This is a genomic window from Micromonospora sp. CPCC 206171, from assembly GCF_036906755.1.
GTDB lineage: Bacteria > Actinomycetota > Actinomycetes > Mycobacteriales > Micromonosporaceae > Micromonospora > Micromonospora purpureochromogenes.
This window is the reverse complement of record NZ_JBAKHT010000009.1, coordinates 14853-40477: the sequence shown is the minus strand read 5'-3', so window position 1 is coordinate 40477 and position 25625 is coordinate 14853. Positions and strand designations below refer to the sequence as shown.

The 25625-nt window shown below is 70.3% G+C and carries 20 protein-coding genes and 1 pseudogene; 15 read left to right on the top strand and 6 right to left on the bottom strand.

Annotated elements, in window-relative coordinates:
• Nucleotides 1–61 precede the first annotated feature (61 nt).
• From V6U89_RS13210 to V6U89_RS13200, 3 genes are read left to right on the top strand one after another with little or no spacing between them, the layout of a single operon-like run.
• A complete protein-coding gene (locus tag V6U89_RS13210; protein WP_334571255.1) occupies nt 62–907 on the top strand; it encodes a GntR family transcriptional regulator in 846 nt (281 codons plus the stop codon).
• Nucleotides 907–1464 (top strand): phosphotransferase-like protein, encoded by a 558-nt coding sequence (locus V6U89_RS13205; protein WP_334571254.1) that lies wholly within the window; start codon nt 907–909, stop codon nt 1462–1464. Before V6U89_RS13210 ends, V6U89_RS13205 begins: the two co-directional genes overlap by 1 nt.
• Nucleotides 1465–1513: 49 nt before the next feature.
• Nucleotides 1514–2077, top strand: a complete 564-nt coding sequence (locus tag V6U89_RS13200; protein ID WP_334571253.1) for a hypothetical protein — start codon at nt 1514–1516, stop codon at nt 2075–2077.
• 58 nt (nt 2078–2135) lie between these two features.
• Here the strand turns inward: V6U89_RS13200 and V6U89_RS13195 are convergent, their stop codons facing one another.
• Nucleotides 2136–3125 (bottom strand): DUF4365 domain-containing protein, encoded by a 990-nt coding sequence (locus V6U89_RS13195; RefSeq protein ID WP_334571252.1) that lies wholly within the window; start codon nt 3123–3125, stop codon nt 2136–2138.
• 801 nt (nt 3126–3926) lie between these two features.
• On the opposite strand from V6U89_RS13195, the gene V6U89_RS13190 reads away from it, so the two are divergent.
• The gene (locus tag V6U89_RS13190) at nt 3927–5123 is read left to right on the top strand and encodes a pentapeptide repeat-containing protein (RefSeq protein WP_334571251.1); all 1197 of its coding nucleotides are present in this window, start codon (nt 3927–3929) and stop codon (nt 5121–5123) included.
• A 456-nt stretch (nt 5124–5579) separates the two neighbouring features.
• Here the strand turns inward: V6U89_RS13190 and V6U89_RS13185 are convergent, their stop codons facing one another.
• Nucleotides 5580–7367: a carboxypeptidase regulatory-like domain-containing protein gene (locus V6U89_RS13185; RefSeq protein WP_334571250.1), complete on the bottom strand. Its 1788-nt coding sequence runs from the start codon at nt 7365–7367 to the stop codon at nt 5580–5582.
• A gap of 289 nt (nt 7368–7656) precedes the next feature.
• Nucleotides 7657–10083, bottom strand: a complete 2427-nt coding sequence (locus V6U89_RS13180; protein WP_442933912.1) for a M28 family peptidase — start codon at nt 10081–10083, stop codon at nt 7657–7659.
• A 286-nt stretch (nt 10084–10369) separates the two neighbouring features.
• Here V6U89_RS13180 and V6U89_RS13175 point away from each other — a divergent pair, with 286 nt between their 5' ends.
• From V6U89_RS13175 to V6U89_RS13145, 7 genes are all read left to right on the top strand, one after another.
• Entirely contained in the window at nt 10370–11572 is a 1203-nt protein-coding gene (locus tag V6U89_RS13175; protein ID WP_334571249.1) for a PP2C family protein-serine/threonine phosphatase, read from the top strand.
• Nucleotides 11569–13335, top strand: coding sequence for a sensor histidine kinase (locus tag V6U89_RS13170; protein ID WP_334571248.1), 1767 nt, complete (start codon nt 11569–11571; stop codon nt 13333–13335). Before V6U89_RS13175 ends, V6U89_RS13170 begins: the two co-directional genes overlap by 4 nt.
• Nucleotides 13332–13784: a response regulator gene (locus V6U89_RS13165; protein WP_154941744.1), complete on the top strand. Its 453-nt coding sequence runs from the start codon at nt 13332–13334 to the stop codon at nt 13782–13784. Before V6U89_RS13170 ends, V6U89_RS13165 begins: the two co-directional genes overlap by 4 nt.
• Nucleotides 13777–14586 (top strand): inositol monophosphatase family protein, encoded by an 810-nt coding sequence (locus V6U89_RS13160; protein ID WP_334571247.1) that lies wholly within the window; start codon nt 13777–13779, stop codon nt 14584–14586. Before V6U89_RS13165 ends, V6U89_RS13160 begins: the two co-directional genes overlap by 8 nt.
• Before the next feature lie 300 nt (nt 14587–14886).
• Nucleotides 14887–15900 (top strand): coiled-coil domain-containing protein, encoded by a 1014-nt coding sequence (locus V6U89_RS13155; RefSeq protein WP_334571246.1) that lies wholly within the window; start codon nt 14887–14889, stop codon nt 15898–15900.
• Between the two features lie 36 nt (nt 15901–15936).
• A complete protein-coding gene (locus V6U89_RS13150) occupies nt 15937–17490 on the top strand; it encodes a fused MFS/spermidine synthase (protein ID WP_334571245.1) in 1554 nt (517 codons plus the stop codon).
• Between the two features lie 71 nt (nt 17491–17561).
• Nucleotides 17562–19196: a serine/threonine-protein kinase gene (locus V6U89_RS13145; protein ID WP_334571243.1), complete on the top strand. Its 1635-nt coding sequence runs from the start codon at nt 17562–17564 to the stop codon at nt 19194–19196.
• Nucleotides 19197–19235: 39 nt separating this feature from the next.
• Here the strand turns inward: V6U89_RS13145 and V6U89_RS13140 are convergent, their stop codons facing one another.
• On the bottom strand, nt 19236–19865 hold the full coding sequence (locus V6U89_RS13140; protein WP_334571403.1) for a potassium channel family protein: 630 nt from the start codon (nt 19863–19865) through the stop codon (nt 19236–19238).
• Between the two features lie 25 nt (nt 19866–19890).
• The gene (locus tag V6U89_RS13135; RefSeq protein ID WP_334571242.1) at nt 19891–21225 is read right to left on the bottom strand and encodes a TrkH family potassium uptake protein; all 1335 of its coding nucleotides are present in this window, start codon (nt 21223–21225) and stop codon (nt 19891–19893) included.
• 143 nt (nt 21226–21368) lie between these two features.
• On the opposite strand from V6U89_RS13135, the gene V6U89_RS13130 reads away from it, so the two are divergent.
• On the top strand, nt 21369–22505 hold the full coding sequence (locus tag V6U89_RS13130) for a glycerophosphodiester phosphodiesterase (RefSeq protein ID WP_334571241.1): 1137 nt from the start codon (nt 21369–21371) through the stop codon (nt 22503–22505).
• Between the two features lie 441 nt (nt 22506–22946).
• On the opposite strand, the gene V6U89_RS13125 is transcribed toward V6U89_RS13130, so the two are convergent.
• Complete coding sequence (locus V6U89_RS13125) at nt 22947–23177, bottom strand: GntR family transcriptional regulator (protein WP_334571240.1); 231 nt, start codon at nt 23175–23177, stop codon at nt 22947–22949.
• A gap of 310 nt (nt 23178–23487) precedes the next feature.
• Between V6U89_RS13125 and V6U89_RS13120 the strand changes: the two genes are divergently transcribed.
• From V6U89_RS13120 to V6U89_RS13110, 3 genes and pseudogenes are all read left to right on the top strand, one after another.
• Nucleotides 23488–23790: a DivIVA domain-containing protein gene (locus tag V6U89_RS13120; protein ID WP_334571238.1), complete on the top strand. Its 303-nt coding sequence runs from the start codon at nt 23488–23490 to the stop codon at nt 23788–23790.
• Nucleotides 23787–24082, top strand: a pseudogene (locus V6U89_RS13115) (hypothetical protein). Before V6U89_RS13120 ends, V6U89_RS13115 begins: the two are co-directional and overlap by 4 nt.
• Nucleotides 24083–24419: 337 nt before the next feature.
• Entirely contained in the window at nt 24420–25622 is a 1203-nt protein-coding gene (locus V6U89_RS13110) for a substrate-binding domain-containing protein (protein WP_334571237.1), read from the top strand.
• Nucleotides 25623–25625 lie beyond the last annotated feature (3 nt).

Below are 25625 nucleotides of genomic sequence, written 5' to 3'. Positions count from 1 at the left end.
CTATCTGATAGGCAACTGATAGCCTCGGGGCATACCAGGGCCACACGACGACGGGACCTTAATGTCATCTCCTGACAGGCGCTTAACGCGCACAGAAGCCCTCCACCAGCAGGTGGCCCGTCACCTACGCAACGAGATTCACGCTGGCGTGCTGAGGGATGGCGATACCCTGCCCTCGACCCGAGAGCTTGCCGAGCAGTGGGGCGTCAGCGTCTTCACCATCACTGAAGCCATGAAACTGCTCTCCGCCGAGGGTCTAGTCGCCAGTAAGTCCCGTTCGAAGCGGGTTGTTGTGGCGCCAACCCATGACCGCCGTCCAGAAGCCCGGCTCGCACAGCCACACGTGGTGCTCATCGGTGGATACGCCGGCAGCGGCAAGACCGAGCTGGGTCGGATGCTGGCTCGGGAGACTGGTTGGCCGATGCTGGACAAGGACACGTTGACCAGGCCTGTAGTCGAAGCGGCATTACAGGTGATCGGTCAATCTCCCCACGACAGAGAGTCAGAAGCATACGTTTCGACAATCCGGCCGCGTGAATACGAAGCCCTGATCGCCGCGACCGATGAGAACGTTCAATGCGGCAATAGCGCCATCGTGACCGCGCCGTTCATCCGAGAGTTCAACGACGTGGCATGGCTTGAGCGCAGACAAGCCGCTCATCGAGACATGGGAGCTAGCACAACCCTGGTGTGGGTTTACTGCGATCCGGACACGATGCACTCATACGTCAGGCATCGTGGTGCGGCCCGTGATGCTGCGAAGCTTGCAGATTGGCGCGCGTACCTGTCGTCAATCAATATTGACTTCAGGCCAACAGTTGAGTACGTCGAAGTTGACAACTGTGCCTCGGGTCGCCCTCTTCAAAGTCAGGCAAGAGAGCTGCTGAAGACGATTCTTGGTGGTTGATGATGCGGCAAGCCATGGTGCTATACGGCCCTCCGGCGTCTGGGAAGGACACCATCACATGCGCGCTTCGCGAGCTAGACAGCCGATATCAGCTATTTCAGCGTTTGAAAGCCGGGCCTGGCAGAGTCGAAGGGTATCGACTGACAAGCCGCAGGCACCTAGAGACGATGAAGGCAGCAGGATTGCTGCTCTGGGAGAACGCTCGGTACGGCGCGATTTACGCGGTTGACCGTCCAGCGCTAGAGGGGTGCATGGAAAGCGGGATACCCGTTGTGCATCTCGGGCAGGTTGCCGCTGTCAGCGCGATCACTCGCGGAATCCCGCACGTGTCTTGGTTGGTCGTAGAACTCCGCTGCCCGCGTGATATAGCTGCGAAGAGGATCGCCGAACGCGCAACGGGGGATACCCGTGCCCGACTCGAAGCATGGGACGAGACAGAACCATTGCCGTATGCGGACCTAGTCATCGATACCTCTTTCACCACGCCGATGGACGCGGCACGGCAAGTCCGACAGAAGATGCTTTCTCGAGTGCGGGACCGGCTGTGGCCTGAGTGATCAGAACGATGGGGTTGGATCTTCCCCGGTCACTTTGTATGGTTCAGGGATGACCATGGGGGAGGAACTACCAGGATGGCGACCGCCCCGGATCAGGAAGGCGGGTCGCCAGGCGCGGCGATGGCCATGGGCGCTGTTGGCACTGGTGGTCGTCGCCTGTGCCGGAGTTGTGGCTGTGCCCGCGTCGTGGGCCGTCCGGAAGCAGGCCGAAGCCGAACGAGGTGAGCCGGCACCGGAGGCGGCGGCCACAGTCTGGCTCATGAAGCTCAGTGCCGGAGAGGAAGACGGCTTGTCTCGGGTGCTAGCGAAGTCCCGGCACGACGAGCTCCTAGACCAGTTCGTCAGATACCGCGACGACATCGCAGGCTCAGGCCGTCCCGTGTCGAAGCTCGAAGCGGTCGGGTCGAGTGTCATCGAGCACCAGGGCGACGACCGCGCAACCGTCGAAGAGCAGGTACGCGGCGTGTGGTGGGGCGACGGTACGAATCTGGCCGGGACACCCCACATGTGGCAGTGGCAGCTGCGGAAGGATCGCGGCGGCTGGCGCGTGTGGTCCGTTGATCTGCCCCCATGGTGCGGGGTGCACATCCGGGCGGAACTTTGTCGACGATGAGGACCAGGGCGCGAGAGGCTCCAATGGTTGGGGAGCAGGCTTTACCGTGCTGACGTCCCTATTTCATACCCACAACTTGCCGAACTAGGTGGCGAGCGTGTTCCTCGGCGAGCACGCGTAGAACGTCCTCACGTCCCGCTTCGAGCAGTCTTGGTCGCAGTGTTTGGTAACTGTTAGACCAGAACAGTGCGAGGGAATGCGGTGCAACGATCGTGAGCAGGTCAGCCGCAGCATTATCAGCCTGCAATTCAAAGAACAGATGAGAAAGCGCGACAGCCCCGTCGGCTGCCAGGGCGGTGTAACCTCTCGGGCCGTCGTAAACCCCACGTCCGATATGGATGGTCGAGCTGCGCATGTCGCCAGGTAGCACCGCCCGAATCTCTGATTTTGTATAGGTGAGCGATACTGCTAGCTCGTCCGGTTCGGCGAACCGTATCCGGCCGCAGTCCGCAGCAATCCGACCGAATGCCTCCGTAACCCGGTCCAACGAATGCCCGTCGATGCGTTCGCCGTTGATCCGGATAGGCATAGGGCTGTGGCGAAGACCTCCGGTGCGGGCGGCACGGAAGAACCGTAGTTCGTCAGAGAGTCGCGTCACGGCCTCCGGAGTGATCCGATGAGCAGTTCCGTAGTGGAAGGTAACTGTCTTTGGGCCGGGCGTACACGCGTCCGTGCAAACTCCGGAGTGGCTCTTGTAGTGCCAGTCGTAGCTATGCGCCCATCGGGCGAAGAACTGGTCTGCCGGGACGCTGTAGGTGGCGACCATGAGCGGATAGTCCAACGCCTGCCAGTATCGAAGGCTGCTGGTCTCGATGCCAGACTTGCTGAGTCGGCCCTTCCGCGGCAGCTTGTCAATGCTCTTCAGCTGGACTCCGAACAGGACGCCGGTGGCCTCGCCGTCCTCGAACAGCTCAACTTCGAGGTCTCTACCGTAGTCCGGGGTGATGGGTCGCATCACCCACCTGTCGTCGCTGAACAGTGCCGCGAAGGCCTTCTCGGACCTCTGCGCGTTGACGTGCGCCGGAGGTCGTTGCGGTAGAGCAGGCATGTATGCGTCTTTCGTTGGAGGGCGCCGTCGCCCTGGGTTTCCGAACAGGCTACACATTGGCTACGACACGACAGTGGACTGACTTCGCCAGCGGGACACCTGCTGAGACCCGACATGAGACTTCCCCACTTGGTGTGAGGACTTTCTGTACGAGATCAAGGCGGCCCGCTTCGCAGGCCGCGCGCGCCGCCGAACCTGGGCCGGGCCGATGGCCCGCCGCCGCGCCTCTGGCCTTCGGCCGCCAGCGCGTCGGTGATAGCCCGCCGGCGGCGCGACATACGAAGAAGCCCCGGGCCGCCATGATCGATGGCAGTTCCGGGGCTTCACGTTGTCGAGACACAGGCAGTGCCTCCGGCGGGGCGCTCGGGCGCTCTGGGATGGTGGCGCCATCCCGACAACCTCCGTCCGGGCAAAGCCGAGCAGGTGGGGCCTGCCCGGTCAAGGTCGTTCAGACAGTGGGGTGCTCCACCTTGACCGGGCAGGCCCCACCCACTCCACCAAGGTGCGGACGAAGGCCGACGGGATGGCTAGATGTGGCGATGGGCTGACAGGCTGGGGGTGCCTGCCATCGGTGCGGGCTTCGGAGGGGTCAAGTTGGCGAGGATACGTGGGAGCCTTGCTCGGCGAGCGCTTGGTTGGTGGTCCGTATTCGTATGGCGGGTCCAAAGTAACCCTGCGCGCAGGCGTCGAGTACGTTCAGCTTGGTTGGTTCTTCTTGCGCTGATGGCTGCTGCGGGAACCTTGGCACTATTGCTAGGCCCGCTAGCTTGGCTCGCGACCCCTGCAAAGCACTTGCAGGGCATGGACAAAGTGGCGGCACGTAATGCTACCCGTCAAGTTCTCTTGACGAGCGTAGGCGGACTTGCGCTTATCGCAGGCCTTGCGTTCACTGCACGCACCTACCAGCTAACCCGCCGTGGCCAAATTACCGATCGCTACAACAAAGGAATTGCTCTTCTAGCCTCCGAAAAAATAACCGAACGGCTGGGCGGCATTTATGCGCTAGAGCACGTGATGCTTGAGTCGGAGGATGAGCACGAAACCATCGTCGCTGTGCTTTCGGCGTTTATTAGGGATAGCGTTCCTGTGCACGATGGTGGCGACGAGGTCGACATGACGCAGGAGCCGACTGAACGGCCGGAAGATCAGGGCCGGCGACTCCGCTCAGTTGGGCTGGCCACCGATGTGCAGGCGGCGCTAACTGTGCTCGGCAGGAGGCCCGAGAGATTCGAAAATTATAGGCTCGACCTTTGTGCCACGGACCTACGTGGTGCACGAATGGCGGACGCTCGGTGGGATGAGGCTTTGTTTGCCGGATCGCTTCTCACTGGTGCCGACCTACGTGGAGCCAGCCTTCGCGGTTGCGAGTTGAGGGATGCTTTTCTGGACGGCGCTATTCTTGAGAAGGCTGACCTCGGCAACGCATACCTGGCCGGTGCCAGTCTTGTCGATGTGCATGGCCCTGAAGCCAACTTCAGTAATACGATTTTGCGATTCGCGTCCCTCGCGGATGCCGCACTGTGGGAGGCGAAATTCTCGTCGGCATCGATGTTGAAATGCAACCTAGAAAACGCGAACCTTACTGGGGCAGATTTCTCTTCAGCAGATTTGTCGTCGGCCAACCTGAATCGCACACTTCTAGCTGGAGCGATCTTCTCTAACGCCAGGCTGGGGAATGCGAGCCTCGCCGGCGCAAACTTCATCGAATGGGACGAGGATCCGCCCCTACATGCTTCTGGCCTAACTCCGGACCAATTGGTTCACGTTCAACTTGACGATATTGGAGACATTTCCGAGGACCTGCTGCGGGAGGCCAGGCAACGCCGACCGATTATCCTGGCGGAGCAAGAGGCCGAAGCGCGGCGGGTCTTGGGGGATGCGGGCTACGAGCAGTTTGTCGCCTCGGTCGAGGCGATGGCCACCCAGACGCCAACGTCGGCAGGCCCTGATCACGCAACGGACGGCGATGGCAAGGAGGCACAGCGGCGGAAGGACTAGGCGCGACGGCTGGGCTCGGCGAAGTCCGGGCATGCGCGAAGATCATCGGGCACAGCGCGGGCACAAGTGACGCCATCAAGAGCTGTCAACCGCTGTAAGGCAATTGAAGACCTAACCCAGGTCAGCCGGCCGATCCGCCCGATCTGGGGCGATTGACTCCCGACCAGAGGGGTTCAGGGTTCGAGTCCATGGTGCTGCTGGAGGTGGCGGGGTCAAGATCAGGCCGTATCCAGGCCGTCGAAGGGCAGCCAAGGGTGACCATCATTGACCACCTATGAAAGGCGAACCGGCAGGTCAGCGGCAGGCTCCTCCCGTTTGATCGACTACGCCTAGGCCCGGGATCAATACCGCTGGAAGTAAGAGCCCCGGCTTCCCCACCTTGCCCGGGCGTCCGGGCCTCAACCGGCAGCGGGCCCGCCCACCACCACGGTGGACGGGCCCTCGGCCACTCCGGCGCTACGCCGCCGGCACCGTGATCTTGATGCCGGTGACGGCCTCACCCGCCGTGGTGTGGACGAGGTCCGGGTACGCCACCCGGCCGTCGCCCACGCTGTAGAGGAGCCGCACGTCCTGCGTGTTGAGGCCCTTCATGGTGAACGTGCCGTCCGAGCGGACCGACGGCTGGATGCCAGCCCAGTCACCGGTCGTCGCGTCGACGGCGGTGATGCCCACGCACCTCAGGCAGGTGCCGTCGGGCACGGTGACGGTGCCGCTGATCGTGCCGGTGGCCGGCAGCGCCGCATCCAGCGTGACGGTTTCGCCGGCCACCACCTGCACCGGCGTCGCGGACGCCCGGTTCACCGCGTCGCCCGACCATGCCCACGCGTGCTTGCCGTCGTACGCCGGGAAGGCCAGCTTCCACTGGTACGGGCCGAGTTTGCGGATCGTGTACTGACCGCCGTCGTAGGTGCAGTTGGCGTTGGGACCCTCGGTGTAGGAGAAGGCCGGTCCGGTCGGGGTCGGGCAGACGTCGCGTACGCCGGCGCCCGTCGCGGCGTCCCGCACGACGCCGGTCACGCTGCCGGCGCCGTCCAGCTTGACGGTCACCCGGATGCGCTCGCCCGGCACCGGCTTGAAGACCTTGGCCTGCGCCGGGTCGCCCGTGCCGCCACCGGTCGTCGAGACCCACTGCGCGCCGTGCTCCTCGTCGTACGGAGCGACGAAGAGCCGGAACTGGGTCTCGGCGAACAGGTTGTCGTAGTCCACCTCGGAACCGCATCTGCCGTTCTGGCCGACGTCGGTGTACACCGGGTCGGCCAGGGTGACGCAGGCGCCGCTGACCGGGTCGCCGGTGACCGCGTCGACGAAGTCGACGTGCAGACTGACCGACTTCTCCAGCTTGACGGTGGTCGAGCTCGTCTCGTTCTCGGTCACGGTCACCGGGCCGAACAGGCCGTTGACGTAGACCTTGTTGGGGTCGTAGCCGCCGCCGCGGTAGGTGCCGACCGGCATGTCCTGCAACCGGGCCCGGCCCAGTTTGTCAGTGCAGGTGGTGTGGAACGAGAGCGGGCCGTCCTGCGGGTACCAGCAGTAGCCGGCGATCGCGGCGCCGGTCTCCTTGTCGACCGCGCGGACGACGAGGTTCCCGACCGGGGGCCGGGTGAGGTTGACGGTGGTCGTCCTGTCCGCCGTCACGGTGAAGGGGGGAGCCTCGTACTCGGACTCGCCTCCGCCGTTGAAGAGCACCTGGCCGCTCGGGAAGGTGAACTGTGCCGTGTAGTTGGAGGCGGTCTCGATCCGCTCGAAGCGGTACCGCCCCTGGTCGTCGGTCGCCGTGTCGGCCACCCAGTTGCCGCCACGTCGCAGCTGGACCCAGACTTTGGCGATGCCCGCACCCTTCTGGTCCACCACCCGGCCGGCGACGTCGCCGTACTGGATGGGCATCAGCGGGATCTGGAGGGTGGCCGGGACCGTGATCAGGTCGGCCTCCCAGCTGTTCCGGTGGCCGTAGAGGTACTCCTCGACGTAGCCGTTCGCGTTGACCTGGACGGTGTACTCGCCGGCGGGCGTGTCCGGGAAGGCGAAGCGCCCGTCGGTGTCGCTGTTGGTGAAGTTCCAGTTGGAACCGTCCTGCTGCTGGATCACGATCCCCGCCCCGGCGACGGGCTCGCCGGTCAGCTTGTTGGTGATCGTGCCGTCCAGCCCGGCGGCCTCCGCCGCCTGCGCCGGCCCGGTGAGGCCCATGACGGCCATCACCCCGGCCATCGCTGCGGCGCCCAGTGCGCGCAGCACCCTGCTTTTCATGCTTCCCCGTTTCTGCCATGAGTCCATGGAGGATCCGACTGGCCGGTCGGATACATCACGCTCCATGGATGGCGTCAGGACCGTATCAGTGGCCGGCGTCGTCGGCTGCTCCCCCGGACGGCGGGGAGGCCATCCGCCGGCCGGCCAACCCGGCGCGTGGGACTCCGTCGAGCACCCGGTGCGGTGCCCTGCGGAGCTGATGACGTCGACGACTCAGTGCGCTGCCTGAATCGTTCGTGACATCAGCTCGACAGGGCCCGACCGACACACCCGGCCCCCGTCGGTCCGGCTACAGCGGATACGTGCGGGCCACCGCCAGCATCTCCGAGCTGTGCGAGCCGACCACGCCGACGTCCGCCGGGCGGGGCCGGAAGCCGGGCAGCCCGTCGAGACCGTCGCTGGCGTCCATCGCCCGCAACTGCACCTGGCCGCCGCGCGGCTCCAGGGTGAGGGTGACCTCGATCCCCTCCGGCGGCGGCGCGTGGAACACGATGCCCCACCAGCGGCCGTCCGGATGCCGCTTGTCGATCTGCACCGACCGGCCGGCCACCGTCGCGGCCTCGATGCCCGCGCCGCCCGCCCCGGCGGTCGCCACGTGCAACGTGGCCAGCCGGACCGGCCGCTGGGGCACCAGACGCAGACGCAGGATGCGCTGCCGGCCGACGGTGGTGTCGGCGAGGACCTCCAGCTTCGGCGCCGGCAGGTTCGCCGCCGGGGCGGGTCCGGCGCGCAGCTCGGCGTCACCGAGACCCGGGAAGTCCTCGACCGTCGCCAGCCCGTCCACGTAGCCGTCGGTCCAGGGCTGCGGGTCCTCCTCGTGGCTGAGCCAACGGGCCTGGCCGGTGCCGGCGTCCAGGGCGTACATCAGGTGGGTGGGCACCGGATGCGCGGCGTCGAAACGGTCCACCCGCAGCCCGACCCCGGCGAGCACCACCGCCGCCAGACCGGCGGCGACGGCCGGCAGCGCGCCCAGCCGGCGGGCGCGCAGCGCGACCATCCCGCGCTGGCCGCCGGCGGCCGGGTGCAGCAGGTCCACCACCGGCAGTGCGGCCAGGCCGAGCAGCACCGCGAAGAGCGCCGCGACGCCGCCCATCGCCATGCCGAGCGCCGGGAAGAGCAGCACCACCGTCGGCAGCAGGATCACCATGGCGACCGCGCCGGCCAGGGTCACCGCCAGCACCGGCCACGGACCGTCGATCCGGGTGACCAGGGCGACCAGGCCGGCCGCCGCGCCGGCCAGGGCCGGCAGGGTGGCCAGGTACGCCCCGCCGGGCACCAGCGCGGCCAGCAGCACCCCGAGCAGGGCCAGCCAGCCCAGCGCGCCGATCGCCAGCGCGGCCGGGCCGGCCCAGCGACGGGTCAGCGCGTACCAGGCGGCCAGGATCGCGGCGGCGAGCGCCACGACGGCCAGCCGGTACCAGGTCGGCCGGTACGGGTCGAGCAGCTCGGCGTAGCCGGGACGCAGCGCGGTGATCCCCGCCCAGAGCAACTGGGCGGCGAGCGGCGCGACCACGATCGGCACCAGCGCCAGCCCGAAGCCGGCGGCGAGCCGGCCGGTGGTCACCCGCCCCCGTCGCCGGGCCAACCAGACCAGCGCCAGCACCGCCGCCACGGCGAGCGCGGCCAGCGGCCAGGTCAGCCAGCCGGGGTAGCGGACAAGAGCGCCGGGAACCGGGAAGTAGGTGGCGTCGTGGCCGGAGCGCAGGGCTGCCAGGTCGGTGCGGCCGAACTCCCGGGCCAGCCCGAGGGCGTTGTCCCCGTGCTGCTGGAGGCTGCCCCGGTCCATCGCCGCCGGGGTGTCCAGCGGGGTGTGGTAGATCGCGCCCCCGTCGATGTACGCCGAGTTCAACCCGACGAAGTCGGCGTCCAGGAAGGCGGTGAAGTCGGTGTCGTTCGGCAGCGCCCGGTAGATCTCCACCGCGAACGAGGTGCCCACCGGGTGCGGGGCGGCGCGACCGAAGACGTCGACCAGCCGCGCGTTGTTCCGGGAGGTCTCGAACATGATCACCGGACCGGTGGCGCCCCGCGCCTCCAGGTTGAGCACCACCCCGCCGGCCGCGGCCAGCGGGTGGCTCGACGCGAACGCCTGCGCGCCGCACAGGCACGCCTCCTCGGCGTCGGTGAGCACGAAGACGATGTCGTTGCGTGGGCGGGGACCGGTGGTCAGCGCCCGGGCCACCTCCAGGATGGTCGAGGTCCCGGCCCCGTCGTCGTTCCCGCCCGGCCCCGACTGCACCGAGTCGTAGTGCGCCACCAGGAAGACCCGTCCGGTGGGGGCGGTCCCGGGCAGCCGGGCCACCACGTTGCGGACCCGGGCCAGGGTGGCGCCGCCGGCGGCCCCGCTGAGCTGCCCCGCCTCGTCGGCGACGGTGTCCTGCACCTCGGTCTCCAGGCCGAGGCCGCGCAACGCGCCGACCAGGTGCTCGCGTACCTGATCGTTGGCCGGGCTGCCGGCGACGTGCGGGCGGGCCGCGACTGTCTGCACCGTCCGGTACGCCCGGGCGGCGCTGAACTCGCCGGCCGGCGCGTCCGCCGGACGCGGCGCCGGGGTGCGCAGGTCGAGCAGGACGGTCGCGCCGACCGCGAGCAGCGCGACCAGCGCGACGACGGCGGCGAGCGCCCGGCGGCGCGGCCGGGCGAGCGCCCGGTCCGCGGCGCGGACCACGGGAGTACGCCCGGGGGACTCCTCGGCGGCGGGAACTACGGGTGCGCCCACGGCGGGCTCCTCGGGGGGTGGGGCGAAGGGTGAGGATCATCCTGCACCGTGCCGGGGGTGAGCCGCGACACCCCGGGGCCTCCCGTAACGCTCCCTCCCGCCCGACCGCTGTCCGTGTGACGGCCTTGCCCGGGTACGCCCGTGCCGCCGCGGCCGTGTTGTGTGCGACCGTTGTCTAATACAGGATCAGCGGGGCACTCGGAAGGAGCCCGACATCACCAGCGAACTCCCGCGTCTCGCGGCGGTGACCCGGCCGCACCGGGGGCCCGGCCTGGCCGGTCCCTCCGTGGCGCCGTACCCGCAGGGGGGCCTCGGGCCGAACCCCAACCTGCCGCCCGGCGAGCGGTTGCGGGTTCTGCTGGTCGAGGACGACGAGGGCGACGCCTTCCTGGTGAGTGAGCTGCTCGCCGAGACCAACTCGATGATCGACCTGCTGGTCGCCACCAGCCTCAGCGAGGCCCGGCAGCGGGTGGCCGGCGTGGACTGTGTGCTGCTCGATCTCGGGCTGCCCGACGCCCAGGGCCTGGACGGCCTGCGCAAGGTGCTGGAGATGGCCAGCGGCGCGGCGGTCTGCGTGCTGACCGGCCGCTCCGACGAGCACCTGGGCATCGTCGCGGTCGCCGAGGGCGCCCAGGACTACCTGGTCAAGGGGCAGGTCGACGGCGTCCTGCTGACCCGTGCGCTGCGCTACGCGGTGGAACGCAAGCGGGCCGACGAGAACGCCCGGCGGCTGCGCGAGGTGGAGCTGCGCCAGGCCGAGTCCGCCCGCCTGGAGCGCGGCCTGCTGCCCCAGCCGCTGATGAGCACCGACGAGGTGTCGGTGCACACCTTCTACCGTCCCGGCCGGCACGCCGCCCTGATCGGCGGGGACTTCTTCGACGTCGTGCAGACCCGGCCCGACCGGGTCGACCTGATCGTCGGCGACGTCTGCGGGCACGGTGTGGACGAGGCCGCGCTCGGCGTCGAGCTGCGGGTCGCCTGGCGGGCGCTGATCCTGGCCGGGGTCGCCGACGACGACGTGCTGCCCGCCCTGGAACAGGTGCTGATGAGCGAGCGCCGCCTCCAGGAGATCTTCGCGACCGTCGCCACGGTCCGGCTGGACCTGGCCGGCAACCGGGCCACCGTCCGGCTGGCCGGGCACCCGCCGCCGCTGCTGCTCTCCGGGGGCAAGGTCGCGCCGGTCCCGGCGCGTGGTGGCCTGCTCCTCGGGGTACGACCCCGCCGACCCGTAGCGTTCGACCTGGAGTTCGACACCGATGACTGGTCCCTGTTGATGTACACCGACGGCCTGATCGAGGGACGGGTGGGCGACGGCGACGACCGGTTGGACGTGCCGGGGCTGGCCGGCCTGCTGGAGGAGCCGGCCAACCAGGCGGTGCCGCTGGCCGAGCTGCCGGCCTGGCTGGTCGGCCGGGCCGAGCAGATCAACGGTGGTCCGCTCGCCGACGACGTCGCCATGCTGCTGGTCACCCGCGGCGGTGGCCGGTGAACTCGTACCGCCCCGGCTGGACGCTGCGCCGGCGGGTGAGCCTGCTGCTCACCGTGGTGGTGGTGCTGCTGCTCGGGCTCGCCGCGGCGGAGGCCGCGCTGGCCACCAAGACCCGGCAGAACATGGACGCGGTGCTGGTGAAGACCGGCCCGCTGCGGGTGCAGGGCCAGGAACTGCTCAACGCCCTGCTCGACCAGGAGACCGCCGTCCGGGGGTACGCGGTCAGCGCCGACCGCGCCGACCTCGCCCCGTACGACAGCGGCCTGCAGCAGGAGCGGGACACCGTCAGCAAGATGAACGCGCTGATCGGTGACTATCCGGACATCCAGCGGGCGTTGGCGGTGGTGGAGCAGCAGGCGGCCGACTGGCGCAGCGCCGTCGCCCAGCCGGTGATCACCACCACCGAGCGGGACGGCACGGCGGCTGCCCAGGCGCTCATCACCGACCAGGCACGGCAGCAGTTCGAGCAGATCCGCGCCTCGGCCGGCGTGCTCCAGGCCGAGATCCTCGACGAGCGGCAGCGCACGGCGGACAAGGTCTACCAGAGCAGCAACATCCTGGTGGTTCTGCTGATCGTCGCGGCGGTGGTGGTGGCGGTGGCCGGCTCGGTGCTGCTGCTGTCGCTGGACCGGATGGTGATCAAGCCGCTGACCGGGCTGGCCGAGCAGGTACGGGAGGTCGCCGAGGGCGACTACCAGCACCGCATCGCCGGCTCCGGCCCGCCGGAGTTCCAACAGCTCGCCGGCGACGTGGACGCGATGCGGCAGAAGATCGCCCGGGAGCTCGCCGAGGTGCGCGAGGCACGCGAGAGCATCGAGTGGGTCAACAGCCAGCTGCAGAAGCAGGCCGAGGAGCTGACCCGCTCCAACCGCGACCTGGAGCAGTTCGCGTACGTGGCCTCGCACGACCTCCAGGAGCCGCTGCGCAAGGTGGCGAGCTTCTGCCAGCTGCTCCAGCGCCGCTACGCCGGCCAGCTCGACGAGCGGGCCGACCAGTACATCGCCTTCGCGGTCGACGGCGCGCAGCGGATGCAGCGCCTGATCAACGACCTGCTGGCGTTCTCCCGGATCGGCCGGCTGACCACCGGCTTCACCGAGGTCGACCTCAACAAGGTGATGGGCGACGTGGCCGGGCAGACCGAGGCCGCCCGCCAGTACGCCGACGCCGAGCTGACCTGGGACGAGATGCCGGTGATCCGCGGCGAGGAACCGCTGCTGACCAACCTGCTGGCCAACCTCGTCAGCAACTCGATCAAGTTCCGCCGCCCGGACGTCACGCCGAAGGTGCACGTCTCCGCCCGGCTCGTCGACGACGAGTGGGAGATCACCTGCCAGGACAACGGCATCGGGATCGAGCCGGAGTTCGCCGACAAGATCTTCGTGATCTTCCAGCGGCTGCACGCCAAGGACGCGTACCCGGGCACCGGCATCGGCCTGGCGATCGTCAAGAAGATCGTGGAGTACCACGGTGGCCGGGTCTGGGTGGACACCGACACCGACGAGGGCACCGCGATCCGCTTCACCCTGCCGGCGCTGCCGGAGGACGTCGAGGCGGCCCGCGCGGCGGCGGAGGCCGAGGCGGTCACCGCCGAGGAGCCGGCCGGGGACGACCCGACGGCGCTGGTCGACACCGACGCCGACGGTGAGCCGGAGACCTCCGCGCCGACCGTGGGCCGGCAGCCGGACGGCCCGGCGGGCGCGGACCCGCCCGAGGCGGCGCCGGAGCACGGTACAACGGGTGGCATGAAGGAGACGGTGAGATGACCGCGCCAGCGGACGGCAAGAGCCCGATCGAGGTCCTGCTGGTCGAGGACGACCCGGGTGACGTGTTGATGACCCAGGAGGCGTTCGAGGAGCACAAGCTGCGCAACCGGCTCACCGTCGTCTCCGACGGCGCCGAGGCGCTGGCCTACCTGCGCCGCGAGGGCCCGTACGGCGACGCGGTCACGCCCGACCTGATCCTGCTCGACCTGAACCTGCCCCGCCGGGACGGCCGCGAGGTGCTGGAGGAGATCAAGGAGGACGAGCAGCTCCGCCGCATCCCCGTCGTGGTGCTCACCACCTCGCAGGCCGACGAGGACATCCTGCGCAGCTACCAGCTGCACGCCAACGCCTACGTGACCAAGCCGGTCGACTTCGAGCGCTTCATCTCGGTGGTCCGGCAGATCGACGAGTTCTTCGTCAGCGTGGTCAAGCTCCCGCCGCGTGGCTGACCGGCTGCGGGACGACGTCGGCGAGCTGCTGCGGGAGACCGCGGCCGAGGTCGTGCTGCCCCTGTTCCGCCGGCTGGACGACGCCGACGTCGCCGAGAAGGCCCCCGGGGACCTGGTCACGGTGGCCGACCGGCGGGCGGAGGAGAAGATCTCCGCCGCGCTGCGCCGGCTGCGGCCCGGCTCGGTGGTGGTCGGCGAGGAGGCGGTCGCCGACGATCCGTCCCTGCTGCGCCACCTGCGCGGCGACGGCGACGTCTGGGTGGTCGACCCGGTCGACGGCACCGGCAACTTCGCCGCCGGCCGACGCCCGTTCGCGCTGATGGTCGCGCTGCTCGCCGACGGCGAGCCGGCCGCCGCCTGGGTGCTCGACCCGCTCGCGGAGACCCTCGCCGTGGCCGTCGCCGGGGAGGGCACCCTGCTCGACGGCCGGCCGGTGCGTACCGCCGACGGCGTACCGCCGCTCGGCGCGTTGCGCGGCACCGCGATGACCCGGTTCCTGCCGCCGGAGACCCGGCGGACCGCCGAGGCCGGCGGGGCGCGGATCGGCGAACTGCTCGCCGGGCAGCACTGCGCCGGGCGGGAATACCTCGACCTGCTCACCGGTGACCAGCAGTTCGTGCTCTTCTGGCGGACCCTGCCCTGGGACCACGCCCCGGGGGTGCTGCTGGTGCGGGAGGCCGGCGGGGTCGCCCGCCGGTTCGACGGTGCCGAGTATCACCCGGCCGACGACGACAAGGGGCTGCTGGTCGCGGCCGACGAGCGGACCTGGCACGAGGTCCGCGACGCCCTCCTCGGCGGCTGACCGGGCCGCCCGACGCCGCGCTTCGCGGTGTGTCGGGGTGTCGGGCCGGCTGGATGCCCCGACTCGCCGCAATCGGAGTGGATCACGCCGGTGCAGACGAGGCCGGTCGGCTGTCGCGGCGCTCTGCGACCACGTCGGGACGCTGCGTCGACGATCTATGCCCGCGGCGGTTGCGGGCCTGGTCAACCGGCCTGGGTCCGGTATCGTGTCCGGCGGTCGCCGCCCGCAGGCCCGTCCGTTCGGAGCCGGCGGGGCCCCGCCGCGCCGCCGTCCCCCTGGTGGCCGAGGAAGGACACTGTCGTGCCGAGGACCAGCCTCACCAGGCCGGCCGCCCGCCGGCCGCTGATCGTGCTGCTCGCCGTCGTGGCGCTGCTGCTCGGCGCCGGCGCCGCGCCGGCCGCCGCCGAGCCGAACGAGGGTGGCACCACCAAGCTCCGTGAGGCCTTGGAGGCCGCCGCCAAGGGCCACATCGAGGCCAAGGCGAAGCTGGACAACTCCAAGCGCCGCCAGGCAGCCCTGACCGGCGAGCTGAAGACGGTCGAGGGACGGCTGGTCGGGTTGAACGCCCAGGTCGGCGAGGTCGCCGCGCAGTCGTACCGGCTGGGTCGGTTGAGCACCGCCTCGGCGCTGCTGAACAGCGCCAGCCCGCAGGCGCTGCTGCAACGCGCCGCCGAGCTGGACGTGATGGGCCAGCGGGACGCCAAGCGGCTGCGCGAGCTGACCGATGCCAAGCAGGCGGCCGCGCAGGCCAAGGCGGCCATCGACAACGAGGTGCGCGAGCAGCAGAAGCAGCTCGCCGCGCTGGCCAAGCGGAAGCGGGACGCCGAGCGGGCGCTCGCCACGGTCAGCTCCGGCACGAGTTCCGGCTTCAGCGGCAGCTCGCGGTCGGCGAGTCCGGCGCCGCGCAACTCGGACGGGTCCTGGCCGTCGGAGTCCTGCTCGGCCAACGACCCGACCACCGACGGCTGCATCACCCCGCGCACCCTGCACGCCCTCCGGCAGGCCCAGGCCGCCGGCTACAAGCGGTACGTCTCCTGCTTCCGCAGCGGCGGCGGCGGTGAGCACCCGAAGGGGCGGGCCTGCGACTTCGCCGCCGCCACCGGCGGGTTCGAGGACCGTACGGCCACCGGCGGGGACAAGGCGTACGGCGACAGCCTGGCCAACTACTTCAAGAACAACGCCAGCCGGCTCGGCGTGCTCTACGTGATCTGGTACCGGCAGATCTGGATGCCGAACACGGGTTGGCGGTCGTACAGCGGCTCCGGCAGCCCGGCCGCCGACCACACAAACCATGTTCATCTTTCGATGTACTGACCCGGAGCGCCGGGAACGCTGCGTACCATCGCGACGGTGAGCAGCTCATCGCCCGACGTCGTGGTCAACCCGGCGCCCGCCGCGCCGGCCACCGCCCGCGCGTTGCCCAACGGGCTCGCCGCGTTCCTGGTCTTCCTCTCCAGCGGGGCCGTGCTGGTGCTGGAGACGGTCTCGCTCCGCCTGGTCGGCCCGTACGTCGGGGTGACCCTCCAGGTCACCAGCTCGGTGATCGGCATCGCGCTGGCCGCGATCGCGTACGGGGCGTGGACGGGCGGTTGGCTGGCCGACCGGCGGGACCCGCGCGGCCTGCTGGCCCCGGCGCTGGTGCTGGCCGGCATCGCCACGGCGGTCACCCTGCCGGTGGTCCGGTACGCCGGTGAGGTGCTGCGCGGCGGCGCGGCCAGCGCGATCCTGCTGCTCACCGCGCTCGCGGTCTTCGTTCCGGCGGCTCTGCTCGCGGCGGTCACGCCGCTGGTGGTGAAGCTCCAACTGGCCGACCTGCGCCGCACCGGGCAGGTGGTCGGGCGGCTCTCCGGCATCGGCACGCTGGGCGGCATCACCGCCACCCTGGTCACCGGCTTCGTGCTGGTGGCGGCGCTGCCCAGCACGGTGATCCTGATCGCGCTGGCGGTGCTGCTCGGGGTCACCGGCCTCGCGCTCGGGTTCCACCTGCGCCGGCAGGAGGGCGGCGGGCTGCCCGGCGCGGCCCGGACCAAGGCCACCCTCGCGGTGCTCGGACTGCTCGGGGCGGGGCTGAGTGCGGTCGCCCCGAACCCGTGCGACGTGGAGACGGCGTACCACTGCGCGCGGGTGGCCGACGACCCGTCCCGCGCCAGTGGGCGGGTGCTCTACCTCAACTCCGCCGAGCACTCGTACGTGGACCTGGCCGACCCCACCCACCTGGAGTACGCGTACACGCGGTGGATCGGCGCCGCGGCGGACGTGGTCGCCCCGGCCGGGCGGCGGCTGGACGCGCTGCACCTGGGCGGCGGCGGCTTCACCATGCCGCGCTACCTGAGCGCCACCCGCCCCGGCACCGACAACGTGGTCTTCGAGATCGACGGTGAGCTGGTCGAGCTGGACCGGCGGCTGCTGGGCGTACGGCCGGGGCCGGGGCTGCGCGCGGTGGTGGGTGACGCCCGGATGCTGGTCGGCGGCGAGCCCACCGACAGCCGCGACTTCGTGGTCGGGGACGCCTTCGGCCACCTGGTGGTGCCCTGGCACCTGGCCACCCGGGAGATGGCCGCCGAGGTGCGCCGGGTGCTCCGACCCGGCGGGATGTACGTACAGAACGTCATCGACTATCCGCCGGGCCGTTTCATCCGCAGCGAGCTGGCCACGGTCGCCGCCGAGTTCCGCCATGTCGCGCTGGTCGCCCCGGCCGCCGCGATCGCCGGTCAGCAGGGTTCCAACTTCCTCATCGTCGCCTCGGACGCGCCGCTGCCGGTGGACGCGCTCACCCAGCGGCTGGGCCGCCTCGACCCGGTGCCGGACCTGCTGGCCGGCGGGGAGCTGGCCGCCTTCGTCGACGACGCGCTGGTCCTGACCGACGACTACGCGCCGGTGGACCAACTGCTCGCGACAGCCTGATCGGGTGAATCCGCTGACCGATTACGACCAGCGAGGTGTAGCGGGTTCGTTCCCGGGCAACACGTCCGACCATGGGTGGTGGAATCCGGAACGGCGCGCAGCTGCTGGGTGAGCGGTACCGGTTGATCGAGCAGCTCGGTGCCGGCGGCATGTCCGTGGTGTGGCGTGGCTACGACGAGGTGCTGGGTCGGCAGGTCGCGGTGAAGGTGCTCGCTTCCCGGCTGGCCAGCGACAAGGCCTTCCGGCACCGGATCCGGGTCGAGGCCCAGGCCGCCGCGCGGCTCTGCCACCCCAACATCACCAACGTGTACGACTACGGCGAGTCCGAGCAGGTCGGCCTGACCGTGCCGTACGTCGTGATGGAGCTGGTCGACGGCGCCCCGCTGACCGTGCAGCTCGGCCGGGACGGGAAGTTGGCCTGGCGCGACGCGGTCACCATCGCCGCCGAGGTCACCTCGGCGCTGGCCACCGCGCACGCCCGGGGCGTGGTCCACCGGGACGTCACCCCCGGCAACGTCATGCTGACCCCGAACGGGGTGAAGGTCGTCGACTTCGGCATCTCCGCGCTGGTGGGGGAGAGCGAGAAGGGCCCGGACGGCGCCCTGCTGGGCACTCCCGCCTACCTGGCGCCGGAGCGGCTGGACAACGGCCAGGTCTCGCCGGCCACCGACGTGTACGCCGTCGGGCTGCTGCTCTACCGGATGCTGACCGGCCGGCTGCCGTGGGAGGCCAGCACCACCACCGAGATGCTGCGCGCGCACATGTACAACGACCCGGAGCCGATGCCGGAGGTGCCGGGGCTGCCCGCCGAGGTGGCCGAGCTGGCGCACCGCTGCCTGGCCAAGCGGCCGGAGGACCGGCCGACCACCGCCGAGCTGGCCCGTACCCTGGCCGAGGCGGCCGGGATGATCGCGGCCGTGCCGGTCTCCCCGGCGCCCGGCACGCTCGACCCGGCGCTGCTGGCCAGCGCCGGCACCACGATCCTGCCCTGGTCGGCCGACACCGACGCGCTGCCCTTCTCCGGTCGGACCCGCAGCCGCCGGGCGGCGACCCGGCGGCGTCGGGTGGAGGCCGGGGTGGCCGCCGCCGGTCTGGTCGCGGTCACCGCGGCGATGTGGGGGATGACCTCGAAGACCCCGGCCAGCGGTGGCGTCGACCAGCCCACCGAGGCGCGGATGGGCCTGGAGCAGCCGAGCCCCTGCGAGGTCGAGTACGCGCTGCGCAGCGACTCCGGCAAGGACTTCGCCGCCCAGCTGACCCTCACCAACACCGGTACCCGCGAGCTGCGGGACTGGACGATGAGCTTCGCCTTCCCCGGCCAGCAGACGCTTACCGCGCCCGGCCCGACGGTGCGGCAGGAGGGCCGGACGGTCCGGGTGGGCCCGGCCGCCGGTCGGGAGTCGTTGGCGCCGGGGGCCTCCGAGAAGATCGCCCTGTCCGGCCGGTACGTCGGCGGCAACCCGCTGCCGCTGGAGTTCAAGATCGGTGAGAACGCCTGCGGGGTACGGGTCTCCGGGGTGGCCGGGGCGATGCCGACCACCGCGCCGACCACGAAGGCGCCGCCGAAGGCGACGACGAAGAAGCCGCCGGCGAAGACCACGGCCAAGTCCTCGGGCAGCGGTGGGTCCGGCACGCCGAAGGCGAAGTCCGGCACCTCCGGCAAGGGCAAGGGGTCGGGTGAGGGCAAGGGAAAAGGCGGCCGGTAGCGGCGACGAAGGGGGGCAAGGGCAAAGGGAAGTGACCGGTCAGCCGAGGTTGGCGAACTGCTGCACCTGAGCGATCGTCCCCTCGACGATCAGCACGGTGCCTTTGCTGAGCAGGGTGTCCGCGGTGGCGTACCGGAAGCGTTCCCCGGGGAGCTTCGCGCCCACCACCAGCACGCCGTAGCGCTCGGGGGCCAGATCGCGCAGCGACCGGCCGACCAGGGACGGCGGTACCGGCACCTTCGCGATGGCGAAGTCGTCGCCGAACTCGATGAAGTCGAGCATCCGGCTGACGATCAGGTGCGCCACCCGTTCCCCGGTCTCCGCCTCGGGGAAGATCACGTGGTGGGCACCGACCGAGGCGAGGATCCTCGCATGCTTGTCCGAGGTGGCCCGGGCCCAGATCTGCGGCACGCCGACCTCGGTCAGCGCCACGACGGTGAGCACGCTCGCCTCCAGCGACACGCCGATCGCGACCACCACCCGCCGGAAGTCGGCCAGGCCCAGCTGGCGCAGCGCGTCCTCCTCGGTCCCGTCCGCCTGCACCACCCTTTCCAGGTACGGCGCCCAGCGCTGGACCTGATCCGAGTCACGGTCGACGGCGAGCACCTCGTGGCCCAGCCGGGTCAGCGCGCCGGCCAGGTGGCAGCCGAACCGGCCCAGCCCGATCACCGCGATGGCGCCGTCGCTCGTTCCCTTAGCCGACAATGGGTTGCTCCTTCGGGTAGCTGTAGAGCCGGTTCCGGGTGTTCAATGCGATCGCCGAGCCGAGGGTGAGTGGCCCGACCCGGCCGATGTACATCAGGAGGGTCAGCACGTACTGGCCGAGTTCGGGCAGTTTCGGGGTGAGCCCCACCGACAGGCCGGTGGTGCTGAAGGCCGAGGTCACCTCGAAGAGCGACTCGTTGAACCGGACCCCTTCGGTGATCAGGATCAGCCCGACCGTGCCGATGACCACCAGCGCGACGCTGAGCAGCGCCACGGTGAGCGCCTGCCGCTGGCTCGACCCGACCACCCGCCGCCGGCCCACCACGACATCGGGCTCGCCGCGCACCTCCGCCCAGATCACGAAGGCGAGCAGGAAGAAGGTGGAGACCTTGATGCCGCCGGCGGTGCTGGCGCTGCCACCGCCGATGAACATCAGGGCGATGAGCAGGGGATAGCTCTCCTCGCTCAGCCACTCGATGTTGATCACGTCGAAGCCGCCGGTGCGGCTGAGGGCGATCTGCGTGAACGCGGCGAGCACCTTGCCGGGCGCGTCGTACGTGCCGATGGTGCGGGGGTTGTTCCACTCGGCGAGCAGCAGGGCGAGGAAGCCGCCCGCCACCAGCACCACGCTGCCCCAGATGGTCAGCTTGGTGGCGATCGCCCAACGGGCCGGGCGGCGCCAGTGCCGGGCCGCCTCGAACAGGGCGGGAAAGCCGAGGCCACCGATGATCGCGCCGATGCCCAGCGGCAGCGCCACCCAGGGGTCCCGGGAGAAGGCGAGCAGCCCGTCGGAGTAGAGCGTGAACCCGCCGTTGTTGAAGGCCTGGATCGAATGGAAGGTGCCGGACCAGAGCGCCCGGCCGGGTGGATAGCCGTAGGCCAGCCAGAGCCGCCCGCTGACGACCAGCGTCATCAGCGCCTCGGTGACCACCACCGTGCTGGCGATGCGCACCAGCAGCCAGCCGACGTCGCCGACGCCGTACTCGGCCGTCTCGGCCGCGACCAGCAGCCGGTTGCGCAGCCCGAGCTGCCGGGACACCGCGAGGCTGATCAGGGCCGCGCCGGTGAGGATACCCAGGCCGCCGACCTGGGTGAGCACGGTGATCATCACCAGCCCGAACCCGTTCCAGTAGTTCGGGGTGTCGTTGACGGCCATGCCGGTGACCGACACGGCGGAGGTCGCGGTGAACAGCGCCGTGACGAACGGGGTGTAGCGGTCCTCGCTGGTCGCCCAGGGCAGCATCAGCAGGCCGGTGCCGATCGCGATCGCCACCAGGAAGCCGAACGGCACCAGCCGGACGGGGTGACGAAGGAACCGGCGCACCAGACAATCTTCCTGTTCGGGGCATCTTCGGGTCGGTGAATGGCGTATCCCGCAGGGTTCACCGGCCGGTCAGCCGCCGACCAACTGGCGGTCAGCCCGGACCGGTCTGCTGGGCGGCGACCAATCGACGACAGGAGACGGCGTTGCGACGTACCCTTTCCGCCCTCGGCCTGGCCGCCGCCCTGCTCGCGGTGGCCGTCGCCGTCCCCGGCTCGGCGTCGGCCGGTGAGGACGACGCCGACCGCGCGGACCAGGCCGGCCGGGACCGGGCCAGCCACCGGCCCATCGTGATCGCCCACCGCGGCGCGAGCGGCTACCGCCCCGAGCACACCCTGGAGGCCTACCGGCTGGCGATCCGGATGGGCGCCGACTACATCGAACCGGACCTGGTCTCGACGAAGGACGGCGTGCTGGTCGCCCGGCACGAGAACGAGATCTCGGGTACGACCGACGTGTCGACCCGGCCGGAGTTCGCCGCCCGCAAGGCCACCAGGACCATCGACGGGGTGGCCGTCACCGGCTGGTTCACCGAGGACTTCACCCTCGCCGAGCTGAAGACCCTGCGCGCCAAGGAGCGGCTGCCGCAGGTCCGGGTGGCGAACACCGCCTTCGACGGCCGGTTCGAGGTGCCGACGTTCCAGGAGGTCATCGACCTGGCCCGCACCGAGAGTCGCCAGCGGGGCCGCACCGTCGGTGTCTACCCGGAGACCAAGCACCCCAGCTACTTCGCCTCGATCGGGCTGCCGCTGGAGGAGCCGCTGGTCGCGGTCCTGCGGAAGAACAAGCTGACCCACCGGAACGACCCGGTCTTCGTGCAGTCCTTCGAAACCGCCAACCTGCGCAGGCTGGACGCGATGATCGACGTGCCGTTGGTGCAGCTCCTGGACGCCGCCGGTCGCCCGTACGACTTCACCGCCGCCGGCGACGCCCGCACCTACGCCGACCTGGCCACCCCGGCCGGGCTGGCGTGGATCGCCGACTACGCCGACGGTGTCGGCCTGAACAAGAACCTGATCGTGCCCCGCGACGCCACCGGCAAGCTGCGCGCGCCGACCACGGTCGTCCGGGACGCGCACCGCGAGCGCCTGGTGGTGCACGCCTGGACCTTCCGCGCCGAGAACCAGTTCCTCCCGACCGACTTCCGGATCGGCGCCGACCCGAACGCCCGCGGTGACATCACCGCCGAGTACGAGCTCTTCCACGGCCTCGGCCTGGACGGCGTCTTCGCCGACCAGCCCGACACCGCGGTCGCCGCCCGCGCCGGCCTCGCCGAGCGCTGACCGCAGCTCGCTGCCCCACCCCGACCGCCGCGCCACCGCGAGCCGAGCCCACCGGCCTGGCTCGCGGTGGCGAAGGTTCCCCGTCGGGTACGCGGAAAGGGGGTGTCCGGTCCGGCCGGGCACCCCCTTCTCGTGTCGGCGACGGTACGCAGCCGAGTGGGCCGGGCGCTCCGAGCGGAGCCTGTTGACCTGGGCCGAGCCGCAGCCGCTGCCGGGAGTGGGGTGGTGTCATTGCGGCCCTTTAGAGCTGATGACGTAAACGAATCAGCCCTGTCCGGGTGGGTGCCGCGACGGGCGGAGATTGCGCTCCATTCCGGAAGTAGTGGTGTCGCTCGGCCGCAGCGGCCCACTACCAGGCGGATGAGCACGATCTTGCGGGATGGTGCGGAGCGCCCCGCCGGCTGAGTCGGCTACGACATCAGTTCCAAAGCGCCTGAACTGCTAGCTTGCTGGGCGCTCAGCCACGTAGGTGCCGCGCCCCTGCTGGCCGATGATGAGTTCGCGGTCGTGAAGGATGACGAGCGCGCGGTAGGCCGTGTTGTTGCTGACGCCGTACATCTCGGCGAGCTTGCTGGTCGACGGCAGCTTGTCTCCCGGCTTGAGTTCGCCGTTCTTGATCTTCCCGGCGATGTCGTCGACGATGCGCCGGAATTCGGGCTGTGCTGTGGGCATGGTGAGACTCCGGTTGGTTCGGCGTCTCCGATCATGCCGGACCTACACCAGCATCTGCAATAAGTTGGCGCGCCGACACGGGGAGCTAGACTCGCGCCACTTAGTGGCGTAAGTTGCTCGGTGTCCGGCTCCGGTTGGTTCGGCAAACCCTGGGGGCGGACACCCAAGGTTGGCTCCGGGGTCGTACCGCCGAAGAGGGCTGCGGTCGCGGGGCCGGCGGCCCGGTCCGCGTCCCCTATCGGTGGACCGGGCCGCCTTCCAGCGCGACGACGCGCGATGACGCGATGACGCGACGACCGGAAGGTGGCTCATGCGCAACGTGCTCTCCCTGTTCCGCCGCGCCCCACGGCGCCATCCGCACCGTCCGCCGAACGCCGGCTGGTACCGCTCGGAGTCGTGCCGGCCGCTCACCGCGGGACAGATCCGCGAGCAGCAGTTCCACCAGGTACGACGCGGACTCGACCCGGTCGAGGTGCACGCGTTCCTGCATCGGGTCGCCGCCGAGCTGGCCAACGCTCGGCGGGACCTGGCGCTGACCACCGAGGAGAACCTCCGGATCAAGCGGGCGTTGCGGAGCTGGCAGTCCCGGTTCACCCCGGGCGCGCGGTGGTGAGTCCGGGGCGGTTCGTCGTACACCTGCCAGTGGTCGCCGCCGACCTGCCCGCCGCGCTGCGCCTCGCCCGGTCGATCACCCGGGCGCTCGGGTTCCTGCCCGCAGTGGACGGCGGCGGCACCACGGTGTGTCGGCCGAGGACGCGCAGGGCGTACGCCACTGGGTCTTCTGCGACCGGTTGCTCGACGGCGGCCGGCGCTGCCCCCGCCCGGCCGACCACGACGGCGCCTGCGCCGCCCCGCGCCGGCCGATCGGCGAGTGGAACACCATGGGTGCCTGGCGACCGCGGTGACACCCGTGGTGTTCCACCGATGGGCCGTGGCGGCCGTGGCGGGGAGGATCGGCCGGCGCGAGTGGCGGCGAACGCGGCGATCGACAGTGGAGGGCGGGCGGAACGAGAAACGGCCGGCGATGTCGGGGCGATGGCGGGACGCGACACAGGGGCGGGTCGGGTGGTGGCGGCACAAGCCATCACGAAGCGGGCGGTAACTTGCACCCGCGCGGCGATTGTTACGGTCGGCCACCCGGTCCGTATCACTTGTGTGCCGGGGCCACATAGCCCGTGCGTGGCGTCACTTCTAGCGTGAGCCGACAACTGACACTTCCCCCTGTCCCCACCTGGAGTCGCAATGACGATCCGGCACACGCGACGGGTGTTCCTTTCCGCCGCCACGGTGATGGCGGCCGCGCTCGCGGCCACGGCCTGTGGCAGCCCGCAGGACACCGCCTCCGGCGGCGGCGACGCCGCACCGGTCAAGGTCGGCCTGGTGTACTCCCAGTCGGGTGCGCTGGCCAGCTACGGCAAGCAGTACATCGAGGGGTTCAAGGCCGGCCTCGACTACGCCACCAAGGGCACCGGCAAGGTCGGTGACCGCAAGATCGAGCTCACCGAGGTCGACGACGCCGGCGACCCGGCCAAGGCGGTCTCCGCCGCCAAGGACCTGATCGGCAAGGGTACGAAGATCATTGCCGGTTCCACCGCGTCCGGCGTCGCGCTCCAGGTCGCCCCGATCGCCGCCCAGAACAAGGTGCTGTTCATCTCCGGCCCGGCCGCCACCGACGCGCTCACCGGCGCGAACAAGTACACGTTCCGCTCGGGCCGGCAGTCGTACCAGGACGTGGTGACGGCCAAGTCGTTCATCGGCGACCCGGCCGGCAAGAAGGTCGTCGTCTTCGCGCAGGACGGTGCGTTCGGCGACGCCAACGAGGCCGCCGTGAAGGCCGTCATCGGCGGTGCCGGGGCCAGCGTCAGCAGCGTCCGCGCCCCCGCCAGCGCCACCGAGTTCACCCCGTTCGCCAGCCAGATCAAGGCCGCCAAGCCGGACCTGCTCTTCGTCGCCTGGGCCGGCACCACCGCCCCGGCCATGTGGCAGACCCTCGACCAGCAGGGTGTGCTGAGCTCGACCACGGTCGTCACCGGCCTGGACATCCGCGCCTCCTGGCCGACCTTCGGCGCCGCCGGCAGCAAGATCTCCTTCCTGTCGCACTACTTCGACGGGGCCAGCGACACCGAGGCCTCGAAGGCCGCCAAGGCGAAGATCCCCGGCGGCACCATCGACCTGTTCCACCCGGACGGCTTCGCCGCCGCGCAGATGGTCGTCCGCGCCGTGCAGGAGGGGGGCGACGACGTCGAGAAGATGGTCAAGGCCCTCGAAGGCTGGACGTTCGACGGGGTGAAGGGGTCGATGACCATCCGCGCCGGTGACCACGCGCTGCTCCAGCCGATGTACCAGGCCAAGCTCTCCGGCAGTGGCACCGCGTTCACCGCCACCGCCCAGAAGAGCCTGACCGGTGACGAGACCGCGCCGCCGGTCACCCAGATGAAGGGCTGAACC